Origin of the sequence: Nocardia spumae, assembly GCF_020733635.1 — a bacterium.
Lineage (GTDB): Bacteria > Actinomycetota > Actinomycetes > Mycobacteriales > Mycobacteriaceae > Nocardia > Nocardia spumae.
On sequence record NZ_JAJFZL010000001.1, the window covers coordinates 4474848 to 4490170 of the forward strand.

Genomic DNA, 15323 nt, shown 5'->3' on the forward strand with positions numbered 1-15323 from the left:
CTGCCCGCGGGTTGCTGGGCTGCGCCGGTCACACCTCCGACGCGAGAGCAACCACCGTGCACAATCCCCCCATCCACTGGAATCGCCAGCGCCCGTCCGCCATGCCCTCACATCGATATCATGATGTATACCAACGGGTTTCGGTGCCGTTGACCGAGCGCCGGTGGCCGTCCAACCGGATCGAATCGGCGCCGCTGTGGGTTCCGGTCGACCTGCGCGACGGCAATCAGGCGCTGTCCGAACCGATGGATCCCGATCGCAAGCGCCGATTCTTCGAGATGCTGGTCCGGATCGGCTACAAGGAGATCGAGGCCGGGTATCCGAGCGCCTCGCAGACCGATTTCGATTTCGTGCGCCTCATCCGCGACGCCGAGCTGGCTCCCGCCGACGTCACGCTCGTCGTATTCACCCCCGCGCGAGCCGATCTCATCGCACGCACCCTGGAATCGGTCGAAGGAATCACCAACGACGTCGTGATTCACATGTACACCGCGACCGCGCCGCTGTGGCGGGATGTGGTGCTGGGCCGTTCACGCGCGGAGGTCGCCGAGCTGATCGTCTCCGGCGGCCGCGAAATCGCCCGGCTCGCCGACGGCCGGCCGAATATCCGATTCCAGTTCTCCCCCGAGGTCTTCATGCTCACCGAACCGGATTTCGTCCTGGAGGTGTGTGATGCGATGACGGCGCTGTGGGATGCCACCCCGCGACGACCGGTAGTCCTGAATCTGCCCGCGACGGTGGAGGTGGCCACCCCCAATGTCTACGCCGACCAGATCGAGTACATGCACCGGAATCTGAGCCGGCGCGACGCGGTGATCCTGTCGGTGCATCCGCACAACGATCGCGGCACCGGTGTCGCGTGCGCCGAACTGGCGGTGCTGGCGGGTGCGCAGCGCGTCGAGGGCTGCGTCTTCGGCAACGGGGAGCGGACCGGCAACGTCGACATCGCGACCCTGGCGCTGAATCTGCATGCGCAGGGGGTGAATCCGATGATCGACTTCTCCGATATCGACGCGATCCGCCGCACGGTCGAGTACTGCACCCGGATGCCGGTTCCGGAGCGGCATCCCTACGCCGGAGATCTGGTGTACACCGCGTTCTCCGGGACTCACCAGGACGCGATCAAGAAAGGGTTCGCCGACCATCGCCGCCGGGCCGCCGCAGCCGGGGCCGACGCATCCGAGATCGATTGGCAGATACCGTATCTGCCGATCGATCCGGCCGATGTGGGGCGCGCCTACGATGCGGTGATCCGCGTCAACTCACAATCCGGCAAGGGCGGAATCGCCTATCTGCTGCAGACCGAATACGGCCTCGACCTGCCGCGCCGCCTGCAGATCGATTTCGCACGCCACGTCCAGCGCCACACCGACGACAGTGGCTCCGAGGTGAACGCGCGGATGCTGTGGGAGCTGCTGCGTTCGGTCTACGGTGCGGATGCCGGCACCGAGGAAAGCCGAATCCGTTGGCAGGTACTGGATTCCGGTCGCATCGCCCTCCTCGCGGCGACGGCCGGCGGGCCGGTCGAGACGACGGCGGAGCCGGGCGATGCCGTCGCGGCACTGATCGGCCTCCTGCGCGCGGACGGTGTCACGATCGAGGTATTGGATTCGCCCCGGCACCGGATGCCCGGCGATACCGCGCAGGTCTGCTACGCACAGGTGCGCATCGGCCCGGATACAGTGTGGGGCATCGGCTTCGGGGAGTGTGCGGCGACGGCCGAACTGGCGGCGGTCGCCGCCGCCACCGAGCGGCATCGGGTACCCGCACCCCGATAGCGGAGGTCAGGCCGACCGGCCGACCTCCGGTGCGCGTGGACTGCGGCGGTAGGACGAGACCGCCGCGGAATCGCGCAGCCACAGTCGCCACGGCCGGTCGGCCGCCAGGCTCACCCCCACCCGCGGGCCCGACCCGATCCGCGAATCGGTGATCGCGGGGCCCAGCTCCAGCCGGATCGGCGCTGCCGGATCGAACAGGGCGGTACCGTAATCGGCGAGCGTGACGCCCAGCGCGCTGCCGAAATTCCCCGGGCCCCGGGCCAGGTCGGCGTCGGTGCGCGCCGCCGGGCGACGGGTGCGGGCGATGTCGAGGCCCTCGATCACCTCACCCGCGCGCAGCAGAACCGCGCTGGCCACGCCGTCCGGTCCGCTGGTCACGTTGACGCAGGTATGCATGCCGTAGCTGAAGTAGACGTAGAGCATGCCGGGCGGGCCGAACATCACCGCATTGCGTGGGGTGCGCCCGCGTCCGGAGTGGGCGGCCGGGTCGTGCCAGGGCCCGGCCGGATCGCCGCCGTAGGCTTCGACCTCCACGATCCGTACCGCGACCGGCCCCGATCGCAGCGTCGCGCCGAGCACGCGACGGGCGGCGGTCAGCGGTTCGACGGCTAGTTCCTCGGCAGACACGGGTGACCATTCTCCCTCGAGTCCGGGCCCGTGCTGCCGGAAGGGTTCGTCAGAGCCAGTGGTCGACGCCGCCGTGATGGGAGCAGGTGCCACGGTGATTGCGACTGTAGCTGTAGCTGCCGTCGCGGCACTGGGCGGTGGCGCCGTCGGGATCCTGTCCGGGCCGCGGGACGCACGCGTGGTCCACGTTCTCGTAGTCGCCCGCGGGGCAGGAGACGAATGCCGGGGCGGCCTCGACGGTGGCCGCCGGGGCCAGGACCGCGGCGACGCCGACGCCGGCCGCGAGCAGCCAGCCGGTCAGCGTGGTTCGACGAGACGGGTATCCGGTGCGGGATCGACGGGCACGACTCGCAGCACTGTTCACTTGTGAAACTCCTACCATTCAAATTTCGGCCGGACCGATCCGGCGCTCACAACTCAATGCATCGCCTTGGCGCGCAGGTTGTTACGGCCGAAATCCGGGCGATCGCGACTACGACTCCAGGCCGCGCAGCCCATCGAGTTTGTCCGGATTGACCTGGAAGCGAATGTTGACCACCCGGCCGTCGAGCAGATCGAAGGTGATCGCGCCGACCGGGTAACCACCGATCTCGCCGATCATTCCCCACTCCCCGTTCAGCACGGCCGCCCTGATCTCGATCCCGGTCAGAATCGGTTTGGCGAGCACCCCGAGCAGCCAGCGCGCGACGTGATCGGGTCCGTGCAGTGGGCGCCGGGCCGCGGTGACCTTACCGCCGCCGTCGTTCCACAGGGTGACGTCGGGGGCGAGCAGCTGCATCAGCGCGTTGACGTCACCGCCGTTGGCGGCGGACAGGAACTGTTCGGTGATCCGGCGGCGCGCCTCGGGGTCGGTGTCGTAGCGCGGGCGGCGCGCGTGCACATGGTTGCGGGCCCGATGCGAGATCTGCCGGACAGTAGGTTCGGGACGGTCCAGGAATCCGGCGATCTCGGCCGGGGAGAAGCCGAAGACATCGCGCAGGACGAAGACCGCGCGTTCGACCGGGCCGAGGGTCTCCAGCACCACCAGCATGGCGGTCGAGACGGTGTCGAAGTCCTCGATCCCCTCGGCGGCATCGGGCGTGCCGAGCAGCGGCTCCGGCAACCACGGACCGACATAGTTCTCGCGCACCGCGCGGGCGCTGGTGAGGCGGTTCAGCGACAGATTGGTCACCGTGCGGACCAGATAGGCCTTGGGGTGGCGGACCCGATCCCGTTCCGCCTCATACCATTTCAGCCAGGCGTCCTGCAGGACGTCCTCGGCGTCGGCCACACTGCCCAGTAGTTGGTAGGCGGTGGCGAACAGGAGCCGGCGGTGGGTGGTGAAGGGATCGCCCGGTTCGGCCCGCGACTCCTCCGGCCGCGGGCTCTGTGATGCGACGCCCTCGGGGACACCGTCCATCCGCTCATCCTCTCCCGCATCGGTCATCGCTCGCAATACGCGAGCCGCCGACCCCGCCGGGCTGCCCGGTACGGCCGAGTTCACGCGGCCGGGCCGGCGGCGCGGGTCGCGCGCCCGCCCCGCGACAACGTCACCGAGACGTTCATCCGGCGGCTCATCCGAAACGTCGGAACCGGGCTGCCGCTGACGGTCTCCTTGTAGCGGACCGCGGCGCGTCCCGTGAGGTACCAGCGCTTCGGGGTGTCGTCGGCGTTGGTGAACTGGATGACCGCGTCGCGGCGCCCGAGGCTGACCGGCTGATGGAAGTAGCCGAACCGGAACGGCCGCACCGGCTTTCCCCGCAGGCGGCGCGCGATCGCGTCGGCGGCATAGGCCGCCGAGGGCATTCCGCTCTGGCAGGTGCCGTGGACCCGCCCCCAGGGCTGGGTGATCGCCGCCGCGTCGCCGACGGCGTAGATCTCCGGATGCGAGACCGACCGCAGCGTCGTGTCGGTGACGATCGCACCCGCCGCGTCGGTGACGATTCCGGCGCGGGCCGCCAGATCCGGCATCCGGACACCCGCGGTCCACAGGGTCAGGCCGGCCGGGACCACCACACCGTTGTCCAATGCCACGGCGTCGGGCAGCACCTTGACGACCCGGTCACCGATCCGGCGCGCGATACCCAGCCGGTCGAGGGCCCGATTCAGGTGAGCGCGGGCCCGTGGCCCCATCATCGCGCCCGGTTCCGTGGTCCCGATCAGCGTGACCGAGATCCCGGGACGCGACTCGGCGATCTCGGTCGCCGCCTCCACACCGGTGAGCCCGTTGCCACAGACCACCACCGAGCCCCCGGCCGCGTCGAGTTCGGCGAGCCGCAGCGAAATGCGGTGCGCGGCCCGCGGATCGTTCAACGTCCCGGCGTGCTCGGCGACACCGGGCACCGCGGCGGTGTCGGTCGTGCTGCCGAGGGCGTAGACGAGGGTGTCGTAGCCGAGTTCGGCGCCGTCGGAGCAGCGGATGCGGCGGGTCACCGGGTCGATCGCGGTAGCAGCCGCACACCGGAACGACACCCCGGTACCCGTCAGCAGATCGGGGATCCGGTGGTCGGCCAGTTCGGCGCCGGCCGCGATCTGATGCATACGCAGGCGCTCGGTGAATCGTTCGGCGGGATTCACCAGCGTGATGCGCACCGGCCGCCGGCGAGTACGGCGGGCGAGCCGGATGGTGGCCAGCATTCCGGTGTACCCGCCGCCGAGGACGACGATCTCGTACGGTCGCGTGGTGTCGGTCATGGTCTTCTTCGCCTCTTCCGGTCGGATCGGATCTGCTGTCGGTGATGGGACAAGCGGGTACTCGGATTCGTGACACCGCGCATTGTGATGCCCGTCACAGCACCGGGAACAGGGGGGCCACACCTCTGGTTGACGTATCAAAGACTTCCGCGAATACGAACGAGGTGACCATGGCCGTGCAGGTCGAGATCTGGACCGATATCAACTGCCCGTTCTGCTATCTGGGCAAGCGGCGTTTCGAACAGGCGCTGGCCGGTTTCGATCATCGCGATCAGGTGCGGGTCGTGCACCGGTCCTTCGAGCTGGATCCGACACTTCCGGCCGATCACAGCGGGCCGGTGGTCGAGCACATCGCCGAGAAGTACGGGATCAGCCCCGCTCAGGCCGCCGCCAACGAGCGCGGCATCGCGACCCAGGCCGAGGCGGCCGGACTGCCCTACCGCACCGAGGGCCGGGACTTCGGCAACAGCTTCGATATGCACCGGCTGCTGCACTACGCCCTCGCGCAGGACCGCCAGGATGACCTGCTCGATGCGCTCTACCAGAGCAATTTCGCCGACGAGCAGCCACTGTTCGGAAATCGGGAGCGGCTGGCGGAGGTGGCGGCGTCGGCCGGCTTGGACGCGGCACAGGTGCGCGCGGTCCTCGACGATCCCGAGGCCTACGCCGACGATGTGCGCTCCGACGAACAGGCGGCCGCCCAATTCGGCGCGAGGGGTGTGCCTTTCTTCGTCTTCGACCGCACCTACGCGGTGTCGGGTGCCCAGCCGCCCGAGGTGTTCGCCCAGGCACTCGAACGCGCCTGGGCCGATCAGGCTCCCGCACTGCAGGTCCTCGGCGACGGCGAGGCATGCGGTTCCGACGGCTGCGCGGTTCCGGACGCAGAGCCCGCATCCGGCCACAGCTGATCCGCGCTCCGACCCCATCGGGGTCGGCTCCGGGCACGATCAGGGCGAAATCCGGGCGCTCACCGATGTTTCGGCGCGCGGCACCCGCTTAGCGTCGGAGCATGGCATCGACACGGCGATCGCGGCTGCGACGAACAGCCTTGTGGCTCAGTGCATTCACGGTGGCGGCCACGGTGCTCGCCGGTGCTGCCATCGGCTGGGCCTACACCTCGTCGAGAGCCTCGACGGTAGGGATCGAATTCACGAACGAACTCGCGATTCCACCGGTGGCGGCCGGTCGCGTGGATGCCGGCGGGACGCGGGTGTTCGAACTCGACATGCGCCCGGGCACGAGCCGTTTCCTGCCCGATAAGCCGACCTCCACCTGGGGCTTCAACGGGGACTACCTGGGCCCCACGCTGCGCGCCCACCGCGGCGAGCGGGTCCGGGTCGACATCCGCAACCGGCTACCGGAAGCGTCGACGGTGCACTGGCACGGTATGCATCTGCCCGCGGCGGCCGATGGCGGTCCGCATCAGATGATCGCGCCGGGTGCGCAGTGGTCGCCGCAGTGGACCGTCGACCAGCCGGCCGCGACCCTCTGGTATCACCCACATCCCCACGGCGACACCGAATCCCACGTGCGGCGCGGTCTGGCCGGGATGTTCCTCGTCGACGACGACATCGATACCGGCCTGCCCGCCACCTACGGCGTCGACGATCTCCCGCTGATCGTGCAGGATGTGCGGCTGCGCGGCGGCGCCCTCGACCACCGCCGGGGCATCTTCGCCGATACCGGCATACTCGGCGACCGGACGATGGTCAACGGCACGCTCGCGCCGTATCGGGAGGTCGGCGACGAGCTGATCCGGTTGCGCCTGCTGAACGCCGCCTCGGCGCGGATATTCACCTTCGGCTTCGCCGACGACCGCACCTTCGACCTGGTCGGCACCGACGGCGGACTGCTGGAGCGGCCGGCGCCGGGCACCCGCATCCGGCTGTCACCGGGCGAACGGGCCGAGATCGTGGTCCGGATGCGTCCCGCGGAACGGGTGACGCTGCGCGGGTACCCCACCGATCTCGGCGCCGGATTCTGGAACCGCCGCTTCACCGGCGGGGACGACACCTTCGACGTGCTGGAACTCCGGGCCGCCGAAACCCTGCGCACCACAACGGTTACGCCGCGCCGGCCGATACCGCTGTCGTTGCCTCGCGCCGCGGACTCGGTGCGTGAGCGAACCATGGATCTGCGGTTTCCGTATATCAACGGAGACCCGATGTCGATGGACCGCATCGACGCCACGATCGAACGCGGCACCACCGAGACCTGGATCGTCCGCAATACCGACGGCATGCCGCACAACTTCCACGTCCACGACGTCCAATTCGCCGTCGCGGCCGTCGACGACCGCCCGCCACCGCCGGAATTGCGCGGTCGCAAGGACACCGTGCTGCTGCCGCCCGGCGGATCCATGCGGCTGCTCCTGCGGTTCGACGGGCCGGCCGATCCCGACCATCCGTACATGTACCACTGCCACCTGCTCTGGCACGAGGACCAGGGGATGATGGGCCAATTCGTCGTCGTGGAGCCCGGCGCACCGGCCGCGGCCGTCCCCTCCCCGGAGTCCGGGCATCACCACTGATGCACGGTCGGGGCTTGCGCCGCGTCCGGCAGCGGAGCAGAATTCAACACACGATGAATTCAACGCTCGGTGAATTATTCACCGGCCGTGTGTGAGAGGTGGACCGTGGCGGAATCGGATTCGAGCCCGGCGATCACCGTCGAGCACCTGCGGGTGCAACGGGGTGGACGGGAAGTACTGCACGATATTTCACTCACCGTGCCGGCCGGCAGTATCACCGGACTGCTGGGCCCGTCGGGGTGCGGTAAGACCACCCTGATGCGCAGCCTCGTCGGCACCCAGTTGATCGAGGCCGGCAGCGTGCGGGTACTCGGCGAGGAAGCCGGCGCTCGCGGACTGCGCTCGCGCATCGGATATGTCACGCAGGCGCCGAGTATCTACGACGATCTCAGCGTGCTCGACAACGTCTCCTACTTCGCCGCACTGTACGGGCGCGACAACACGGCGGTGCACGCGGCGATCGAGCAGGTCGGACTGGGCGATCATCGGCGACAGCGCGGTAATCAGCTCTCCGGCGGGCAGCGCACCCGGCTATCGCTGGCCTGCGCGCTGGTCGCCGATCCGGAACTGCTCGTCCTCGACGAACCGACCGTCGGACTCGATCCGGTACTGCGGGCCGAGTTGTGGAAGCAGTTCCACGACCTGGCCGCTCAAGGCCGGACACTGGTGGTGTCGAGCCATGTCATGGACGAGGCCGAACACTGCGATCAGTTGCTGCTGATGCGCGACGGCAATCTCCTGGCCCAGCTCACCCCCGACAAACTGCGCGCCGATACCGGCGAAACCAGTTTGGAGAACGCATTTCTCGCCCTGATCACGATGGGACAGCCGCGATGACAACGACATTCACCCGAGCACGGCCGCAACCGCTGCGCTGCTACACCGCCACCTCGGCGCGGATCCTGCGCCAGCTACGAGCGGACCGACGCACCGTGGCCATGCTGCTGCTGGTGCCGACTCTGCTGCTGGCGCTGCTGTACTTCGTGTACCACGAGACGCCGACGGTGCCCGGAGTGCCGAGCCTGTTCGACCGGGTCGGTATCAGCATGCTGGGCATCCTGCCGTTCATCGTGATGTTTCTGATCACCGCCATCGCCATGCAGCGCGAACGCACCTCCGGCACGCTGGAGCGATTGATGACCACGCCGCTGTCGAAGCTGGATCTGCTGGCCGGCTACGGCACCGCGTTCTCCATCGCCGCGGCGGCACAAGCGGGACTGGCCTGTCTGGTCTCGTTCTGGCTGCTCGGCCTCGAGGCCGCGGGCAGCGCCTGGCTGGTACTGCTGATCGCCGTGGTCGACGCCGTGCTGGGGGTGGCCCTCGGACTGCTGGCGAGCGCGTTCGCCCGCACCGAATTTCAGGCCGTGCAGTTCATGCCGCTCGTGGTGGGCCCGCAGTTCTTCCTGTGCGGCCTGCTGGTGCCGCGTGATCAACTGCCGCGCTGGCTCGAGATAATCAGCGATGTGCTGCCGCTCAGTTATGCCGTCGACGCCCTGCAGGAGGTCTCGCGCCATCCCGGCGCCACCGCCGCGATGTGGCGGGACCTGGGCATCGTCGCCGCCTTCGCCGCTGTCGCACTGGCGCTGGGCGCGGCGACCTTACGGCGGCGCACAGCGTGAGTGAGCGCACCGGCCGGCGAGCGGGCGAATCCGGTACGCGCGAGGCGATTCTCGACGCCGCGCGCGGCCGGTTCGCCGAAGTGGGATTCGACAAGGCCTCGATCCGCTCGATCGCGGGTGCGGCCGGGGTCGATCCCGCGCTGGTGCACCACTATTTCGGCACCAAACAGCGATTGTTCTCCGCCGCACTGAATCTGCCGATCGATCCGGAGGCGATCCGGGCTCCGATCCGCACCGCGGCGCCGGAGGATCTCGGGGAAACCGTCGTGCGCACGGTGGTGGGGGCCTGGGATTCCTCGGTCGGGGTGCACGCGGTAGCGGCCTTCCGCGGCATCCTCGCCGGCGGCGACGCCGCTCTGGCGCGCAGCTTCCTGCTGGAAGTCGCGCTCAAAGATGTTCGAGAGAAGGTGGATTCGCCACCCGGCACCGGGACCACCCGGGTGGTGATGGCCGTATCGCAGATGATCGGGCTGCTGGTCGCTCGCAAGATCCTGCAGGTCGAGCCGGTGGCGTCGATGCCACTGGACGAGCTGGCGGCGCTGGCCGGACCGACCATCCAGCGCTACCTCACCGGCGATCTCCCTGTCCGCTGAATCCGATCAACTCTGGGCGACGAACGCCTCGTGCTCGGCTTCGCCCACTTCGCGGGCCTCGTCCACCAGCAGGACCGGGATGCCGTTGTCGATCGGATAGGCGCGGCGCAGGCGCGGGTTGTAGAGCGCGCTGTTGCCGTCCGCGTCGCGAACCAGCGACAACGGGCCCTTGTCCTGCGGGCACGCCAGCAGGCTCAACAACGTCGGGTCCAAGGTTTGCTCCGCCATGTCCGACAACCTACCCGTCGACCGCGTCGCCCGGTTCCGCCGCCCGGCGGAACGAGATGTGGCGATGGCCGAAGTAGCTCGCGACCGCGACCAGCCCCATCACCACCACGGTGGCCGGGGTCTCGGGCAGGCCGAGCACCCCGACGGCCACCTGCACGCCGACCATGTTCAGCACCAGCCCGCCCGAGTTGACCGCCACGAACCGCAGGAAGTCGGCCACCAGGTGACCCCGGACCCGGAAGACCAGCGTCCGATGGGCGAAGAAGGCGAACGCGATGCTGACGCAGTAGGCCAGCGCCACCGCCGCGGCCGGTGGCCAGTTGTCGGGCAGCACCTGCAGCCACACGATGGTCGCGACCATGCCCAGCAGGGTGTTGGCGGCGCCGACCGCGGCGAAGGCGATCTCCTGACGGCGGATCACTCGCAGCAGCAGTCCCGGCGGCGGGGCGGTCTCCCCCGCTGTCCGCGCCGGGGCCGGATCGCCGGCACCTGTCGTCACGAAACCACTTCCGCTACTTCCTGTTCCACCACAGCCGCGGGGTCGCGCTCGCGCCGCCGGGTGCGCAAGTACAGCCACTGCATCACCGCCAGCAGCAGCAGCCCGGCGGCCGCGCCGGCGACACCGAGCGTCCAGCCCGGCGGATCCCAGGTCAGGTCCAAGGTGGCGGCGGTGGTGCCGGCCGGAATATCCACGGCGACGAAGGATTTCGACACCTCGGTAACCGGGATCTCACGCCCGCCGAGTGTGGCGTGATAGCCGGGCCAGTTCAGCCGCGCGAACACCACCCGACCGCCGTCGGGCGAGCTCACCCGGACTCGGCTGGTCCGATCCGATTCCGCCAGCGACGTCGCCTGCACACCGCGCGTATCCGACACCCGGCCATCGGTTCTCGAGATCAGGCCGTGCTGCCGCTCCAGGACCCGGATGTAGCGCTCGTGGCCGGGGTAGTCCACCCACTCCCAGCCCGGCGGCGGCGGCTGATCGCCGGCATCCGGGTACAGCGCCCGATGCAGGACCACCCGATCGAGTTTCATCAGGTCCACCGGCGCGCGGCCGGTACTCGGTTCGGGAGTGAACACCCGCCGGAACGCGTCGGGGCACACGCTGGAGTCCCAGCGCATACAGAGCATATCGCCGAACCAGTAGTGCCCGTTGGGCGTATAACCGTTGACGTAGTTGCGCCGCACGTCCTTGGCGTAGTTGCCGAACACCAGCGATCCGTAGGCGCCCCGCAGGTCCTTGTCCGCCGGTTGCAGCAGCCCACGATCGCCGAGTTGGAGGGTGACACCGTCGAATTCGGGGAACGCGGCCTCGGCCTGCGCGCGATGCACCGGCAGATTCCAGCCCATCGGCGTCGGCTGGACCAGCGACACCTGCAGGTAGGCGATCGGGAACATCGCCACGATGGCGACCGTCGCGGCCGCGCCGGTCCCGCGCCGGATGGCCAGCCACACGGCGAACCCGCCGACCGCGGCCACCGCGAGCGCCGAGAGCACATGCCAGGCCACATCGTGCGGATCGGCGGAAAATGTTCGCACCCACAGCAATCCGATCAGTACCGCGGCGGCGATCGCGCGCGGGCGCGGATCTCGAACGGTACCGAACCGCCCCAGCAGCACACACACCAGAATGAGCAGCCCGACCGCGACCATCGGCAGTACCCGCGCCGGCCAGCGCAGCGGACCGACCGTGCCGGGGCCGGCGGCCCACATCAGGAACATGATCGAGAACAGCGCCACCGTGACCAGTTCCCGCCACGCCCGACGGGCCCGGTCCCAGTCCACGAACGCCAGCGCCGGAATCAGGAACCACGCGATATAGGTGACGGGCAGCGGCTGTACATAACCCCACCAGGAGGTGAACGCCGGCATCGAGGACGGCAGGCTCGCATTGAGCGACTCCGACCACGGGACGGTCAGGAATCGATCGTTGTTGATCTGGGAGTTGCCGCGCCAGCTCACCGTGGCCGACAGCATCGCCGGGAGATAGGTCATCAACCCGGCCAGACCGGCGGCGCCGGAGACCACCGCGAGCCGCACCACCGGGCGCCAGGCGCGCTGCACCACGAGTTCGCCGACCGCTACGGCGACCAGCATGAGCGCCGCTTCCACGGCCGGAAAGACGTATTCGACCGAAATGGCCAGATACAGGAAGACGAACAGCGGGATCGGCCCGTAGCCGAAACCGCGGCCGCCATAGCGCGACCGATCGCCCGCCGGTCCGCGGGCGTAGCGCACCGCGCTCGCCCAGGCGTGCAGCATCCAGGCCGTTCCGGTCAGCGAGGTGACCCAGCTGGCCTCGTCGAAGAACAGGAACCAGCCCGACAGCGGAAAGGCGATGCCCGCAACCGCCGCCCACGGCGCGCGACTGCCGTAGACGAGGCAGATCCGGTACACCCCGAGCCCGGCGATGATCGCGAAGATCAACTTCACGACGGTCGCCAGCAGGGCGAGATTGTCGACCGAGGGCGCGATCAGATCGATCAGCAATTGTGGCGGGTTGAACAGGCCCGCCTCTTCCATGGTGTAGTTTCCGGTCATCCACTGCTCGGGCACCATCAGCGGCAGATGCCCCTCGCGCAGATGACGACCGAGCATCAGCCACAGCGGGGCATACTGGGATTCGGTGTCGTCGGTATAGAAATGTCGTGCGTTGGCGAGGATTACCGCGACATATCCGGCAATCACACCGAGTACGGTGACCGTTCCCCACCGGAACACAATTTTTCGCGGATGTCCCGCGGCATTCGGCTCGGGCTCGCGCGAGACGGCCGGGCGCCCCTCGTGCGCGGGCTCGGCGAGCGCCGTCGTCGACACTGCACTTTCCACCACGATTGTCAGACCCTACAGGTCCGTGCGCGCGAGGTCCGCGCGCGCGAGGATCGGCCGCGGAATCGCCCGCGGAGATCGCGGCATCGAAACCGGTGACCAGCACCGTGTTAGAGTTCACCCCGATTCGGGCTCTGCAGACAGTCCAGGAGTTCCCGGTGCGCACCGTCCTCGAAAGTCGAACCAGCTGATGCCGATTCCGTCCGCCACCGCACGAACGCGTGCTGTCGCGCAGCCGTCGACACCTGCCGTTCACCCGCCGGTCACCGGCGGCGGAGACGGACCACGCCGAGTGCACCCGGTGTCGGTCGTCGTACCGGTATATCGCGGCGAGGAGACCATCGCGGGCCTGGTCGCCGAACTCCACGAGCTGACGCTGCCGTCGGCCACCGCGGCGGGCAACAGTTTCGCCGTCGAAGAGATCGTGCTGGTCCACGATCACGGACCCGACCGCTCCGATGTGGTGCTCGAACGGCTGGCGACAGAATACGATCGGGTCCGCGTCATATGGCTGAGCCGCAATTTCGGCCAGGACGCCGCCACCATCGCCGGGATGGCCGCCGCCCGCGGCGAGTGGATCATCACCATGGACGAAGACGGCCAGCACGATCCGGAGTTCATCGGAACCTTCCTCGACACCGCTCTGGCGCAGCGCGCGGACCTGGTCTACTCCAAGCCGACCAACACCCGCCCGCACGGACTGCTGCGCAACCTCACCTCGCGCGGCGCCAAAGTGGTGCTGGCGACGCTGTTCGCCTTCCCGGACTCCACCCGATTCGAGAGTTTCCGGCTGATCCGCGGCGATATCGGCCGTCAACTCGCCGAAGTCGCCTCCAACGGGGTGTATCTGGATGTGGCGCTGACGTGGGTGGTCGACAACACCGCGCAGGCGCCGGTGGTGCTGCGCGCGGAGGGGCGCGAAGAGTCGGGCTACAACTATCGCCGGCTGTTCTCCCTGTTCTGGAAGATGGTGTTGTGCAGTGGAACTCGCGGCCTGCGCCTGGTGAGCCTGCTGGGGGTGACGCTGGCCTCCGGCGGCGCGGTGATGGCCGCGGTGGTGATCTGGAACGCGCTGTTCGGCAGCGGGCACGATCCCGAGGGCTGGGCTTCGATCATCGTCGTGCTGCTGCTGGTGTCGGGTGCGATTCTGTTCTCGCTGGGACTGATCGCGGAGTACCTCGGGGTGGCTTTGCACGTGCTGGTGGGCAAACCTCTGTATCTGACGGTAGATTCGCCGACACCGCGCCCGGACAGCGAGGCGCGGGTTCCGACCACGACCGCGGCAATCGGGGGACACAATCCGGGTGAGCACTGACCGCATTCTCTTCAGCCGTCCCTATCGCGCCGCGGCCGAGCTCTCGAATCTCACCGCGGTGCTGGCGTCCGACCACAGTCACGGCGACGGCCCCTTCACCGCCGCGGCGACGAGCAAACTGCGTGCGATCACCGGCGCCCCGCACGTCCTGCTGACCACCTCGTGCACACATGCGCTGGAAATGGCCGGACTGCTCCTCGAGCTCGGCCCCGACGACGAGGTGATCGTTCCGAGTTTCGCCTTCACCTCCACCGCCACCGCGGTCGCGATGCGCGGAGCCACCTGCGTTTTCGCCGATATCGATGAGCTCGGCAACCTGGATCCGGACTCCGTGGCGGCGGCGGTCACCGACCGCACCAAGGCGATCGTGGTCATCCACTACGGCGGGGTCGGCGCCGAGATGGACCGGCTGCTCGCGGTCGCCGACGCCCACGGACTGGCGATCGTGGAGGACACCGCGCACGGACTCGGGGGACGCTGGCGCGGGCGGCCACTGGGCACGATCGGCACCGTCGGCGCGCTCAGCTTCCACGACACCAAGAACGTGCACTGCGGTGAAGGCGGGGCGATCCTGCTCACCGACGACATCCTCATGGGCCGCGCCGAGATCATCCGCGAGAAGGGCACCGACCGCGCCCGGTTCCTGCGCGGCGCGGTCGACAAGTACTCGTGGCAGGACATCGGATCGAGTTATCTTCCCAGTGAGTTGAATGCCGCGGTGCTCGATGCGCAGCTGGCGGAGTTCGATCGCATTCAGGCCGGACGGCTGCGGGTGTGGGACTCCTACGCCGCCGCGCTACCGGAGTGGGCCGCTCGCAACGACGTACGGCTGATGCGGGTGCCTGACGATCGCGAGCACACCGCGCATCTGTACTACCTGCGCACCCCTACCGAGGACAGCCGCGACGAGCTGATCGGATATCTGCGCGACCGCGGAATCTCGGCACCGTTCCACTATGTGCCGCTGCACTCCAGTCCGGCCGGGCAGAAGCTGGGCCGTACCACGGTCCCGTGTCCGCGCACCGACGAATTCTCCGCCACGCTGCTGCGATTGCCGCTGTGGCCGGATCTGAGCGAACAGCAGATCACCCGCGTGGTCGAGACGGTCACCGCGTTCAGCGTGTGACCGGC

General features: G+C 68.7%; 15 protein-coding genes. 8 read left to right on the forward strand and 7 right to left on the reverse strand.

The annotated features are described in order from the left end of the window. The first annotated feature begins 101 nt into the window (after positions 1 to 101). Positions 102 to 1778, forward strand: coding sequence for a 2-isopropylmalate synthase (locus LKD76_RS19950; RefSeq protein ID WP_227985322.1), 1677 nt, complete (start codon positions 102 to 104; stop codon positions 1776 to 1778). Positions 1779 to 1784: 6 nt separating this feature from the next. Here the strand turns inward: LKD76_RS19950 and LKD76_RS19955 are convergent, their stop codons facing one another. From LKD76_RS19955 to LKD76_RS19970, 4 genes are all read right to left on the reverse strand, one after another. Beyond that, complete coding sequence (locus LKD76_RS19955) at positions 1785 to 2405, reverse strand: DNA-3-methyladenine glycosylase (protein WP_227982832.1); 621 nt, start codon at positions 2403 to 2405, stop codon at positions 1785 to 1787. 49 nt (positions 2406 to 2454) lie between these two features. After that, positions 2455 to 2769 carry a DUF3761 domain-containing protein gene (locus LKD76_RS19960; protein ID WP_227982833.1) on the reverse strand — a complete coding sequence of 105 codons (315 nt, stop codon included), beginning with the start codon at positions 2767 to 2769 and terminating at the stop codon, positions 2455 to 2457. Positions 2770 to 2877: 108 nt separating this feature from the next. Beyond that, positions 2878 to 3831: an RNA polymerase sigma factor SigJ gene (gene sigJ / locus LKD76_RS19965; RefSeq protein ID WP_227982834.1), complete on the reverse strand. Its 954-nt coding sequence runs from the start codon at positions 3829 to 3831 to the stop codon at positions 2878 to 2880. 53 nt (positions 3832 to 3884) lie between these two features. Then, positions 3885 to 5078: an NAD(P)/FAD-dependent oxidoreductase gene (locus LKD76_RS19970; RefSeq protein WP_227982835.1), complete on the reverse strand. Its 1194-nt coding sequence runs from the start codon at positions 5076 to 5078 to the stop codon at positions 3885 to 3887. Positions 5079 to 5248: 170 nt separating this feature from the next. On the opposite strand from LKD76_RS19970, the gene LKD76_RS19975 reads away from it, so the two are divergent. From LKD76_RS19975 to LKD76_RS19995, 5 genes are all read left to right on the forward strand, one after another. Further along, the gene (locus tag LKD76_RS19975) at positions 5249 to 5986 is read left to right on the forward strand and encodes a DsbA family oxidoreductase (protein WP_227982836.1); all 738 of its coding nucleotides are present in this window, start codon (positions 5249 to 5251) and stop codon (positions 5984 to 5986) included. Between the two features lie 101 nt (positions 5987 to 6087). Continuing rightward, the gene (locus LKD76_RS19980) at positions 6088 to 7608 is read left to right on the forward strand and encodes a multicopper oxidase family protein (RefSeq protein ID WP_227982837.1); all 1521 of its coding nucleotides are present in this window, start codon (positions 6088 to 6090) and stop codon (positions 7606 to 7608) included. 105 nt (positions 7609 to 7713) lie between these two features. After that, the gene (locus LKD76_RS19985; RefSeq protein ID WP_227982838.1) at positions 7714 to 8445 is read left to right on the forward strand and encodes an ABC transporter ATP-binding protein; all 732 of its coding nucleotides are present in this window, start codon (positions 7714 to 7716) and stop codon (positions 8443 to 8445) included. After that, complete coding sequence (locus tag LKD76_RS19990; protein ID WP_227982839.1) at positions 8442 to 9227, forward strand: ABC transporter permease; 786 nt, start codon at positions 8442 to 8444, stop codon at positions 9225 to 9227. Before LKD76_RS19985 ends, LKD76_RS19990 begins: the two co-directional genes overlap by 4 nt. Continuing rightward, positions 9224 to 9820 carry a TetR/AcrR family transcriptional regulator gene (locus LKD76_RS19995; RefSeq protein WP_227982840.1) on the forward strand — a complete coding sequence of 199 codons (597 nt, stop codon included), beginning with the start codon at positions 9224 to 9226 and terminating at the stop codon, positions 9818 to 9820. Before LKD76_RS19990 ends, LKD76_RS19995 begins: the two co-directional genes overlap by 4 nt. A gap of 6 nt (positions 9821 to 9826) precedes the next feature. Here LKD76_RS19995 and LKD76_RS20000 read toward each other — a convergent pair whose 3' ends face one another. Genes LKD76_RS20000 through LKD76_RS20010 form a run of 3 tightly spaced genes read right to left on the reverse strand, consistent with a single transcriptional unit; the run spans position 9827 to position 12769 of the window. After that, positions 9827 to 10048, reverse strand: a complete 222-nt coding sequence (locus LKD76_RS20000; RefSeq protein WP_227982841.1) for a Trm112 family protein — start codon at positions 10046 to 10048, stop codon at positions 9827 to 9829. Positions 10049 to 10058: 10 nt separating this feature from the next. Continuing rightward, positions 10059 to 10547 carry a GtrA family protein gene (locus LKD76_RS20005; RefSeq protein WP_227982842.1) on the reverse strand — a complete coding sequence of 163 codons (489 nt, stop codon included), beginning with the start codon at positions 10545 to 10547 and terminating at the stop codon, positions 10059 to 10061. Continuing rightward, positions 10544 to 12769, reverse strand: coding sequence for a tol-pal system YbgF family protein (locus LKD76_RS20010; protein ID WP_227985323.1), 2226 nt, complete (start codon positions 12767 to 12769; stop codon positions 10544 to 10546). The genes LKD76_RS20005 and LKD76_RS20010 overlap by 4 nt, the downstream gene beginning before the upstream one ends. 400 nt (positions 12770 to 13169) lie before the next feature. Between LKD76_RS20010 and LKD76_RS20015 the strand changes: the two genes are divergently transcribed. Together LKD76_RS20015 and rffA are read left to right on the forward strand one after the other, a co-directional pair. After that, complete coding sequence (locus LKD76_RS20015; RefSeq protein ID WP_308188556.1) at positions 13170 to 14192, forward strand: glycosyltransferase; 1023 nt, start codon at positions 13170 to 13172, stop codon at positions 14190 to 14192. Further along, the gene (gene rffA, locus LKD76_RS20020) at positions 14182 to 15318 is read left to right on the forward strand and encodes a dTDP-4-amino-4,6-dideoxygalactose transaminase (RefSeq protein WP_227982844.1); all 1137 of its coding nucleotides are present in this window, start codon (positions 14182 to 14184) and stop codon (positions 15316 to 15318) included. Before LKD76_RS20015 ends, rffA begins: the two co-directional genes overlap by 11 nt. Positions 15319 to 15323: the final 5 nt, after the last annotated feature.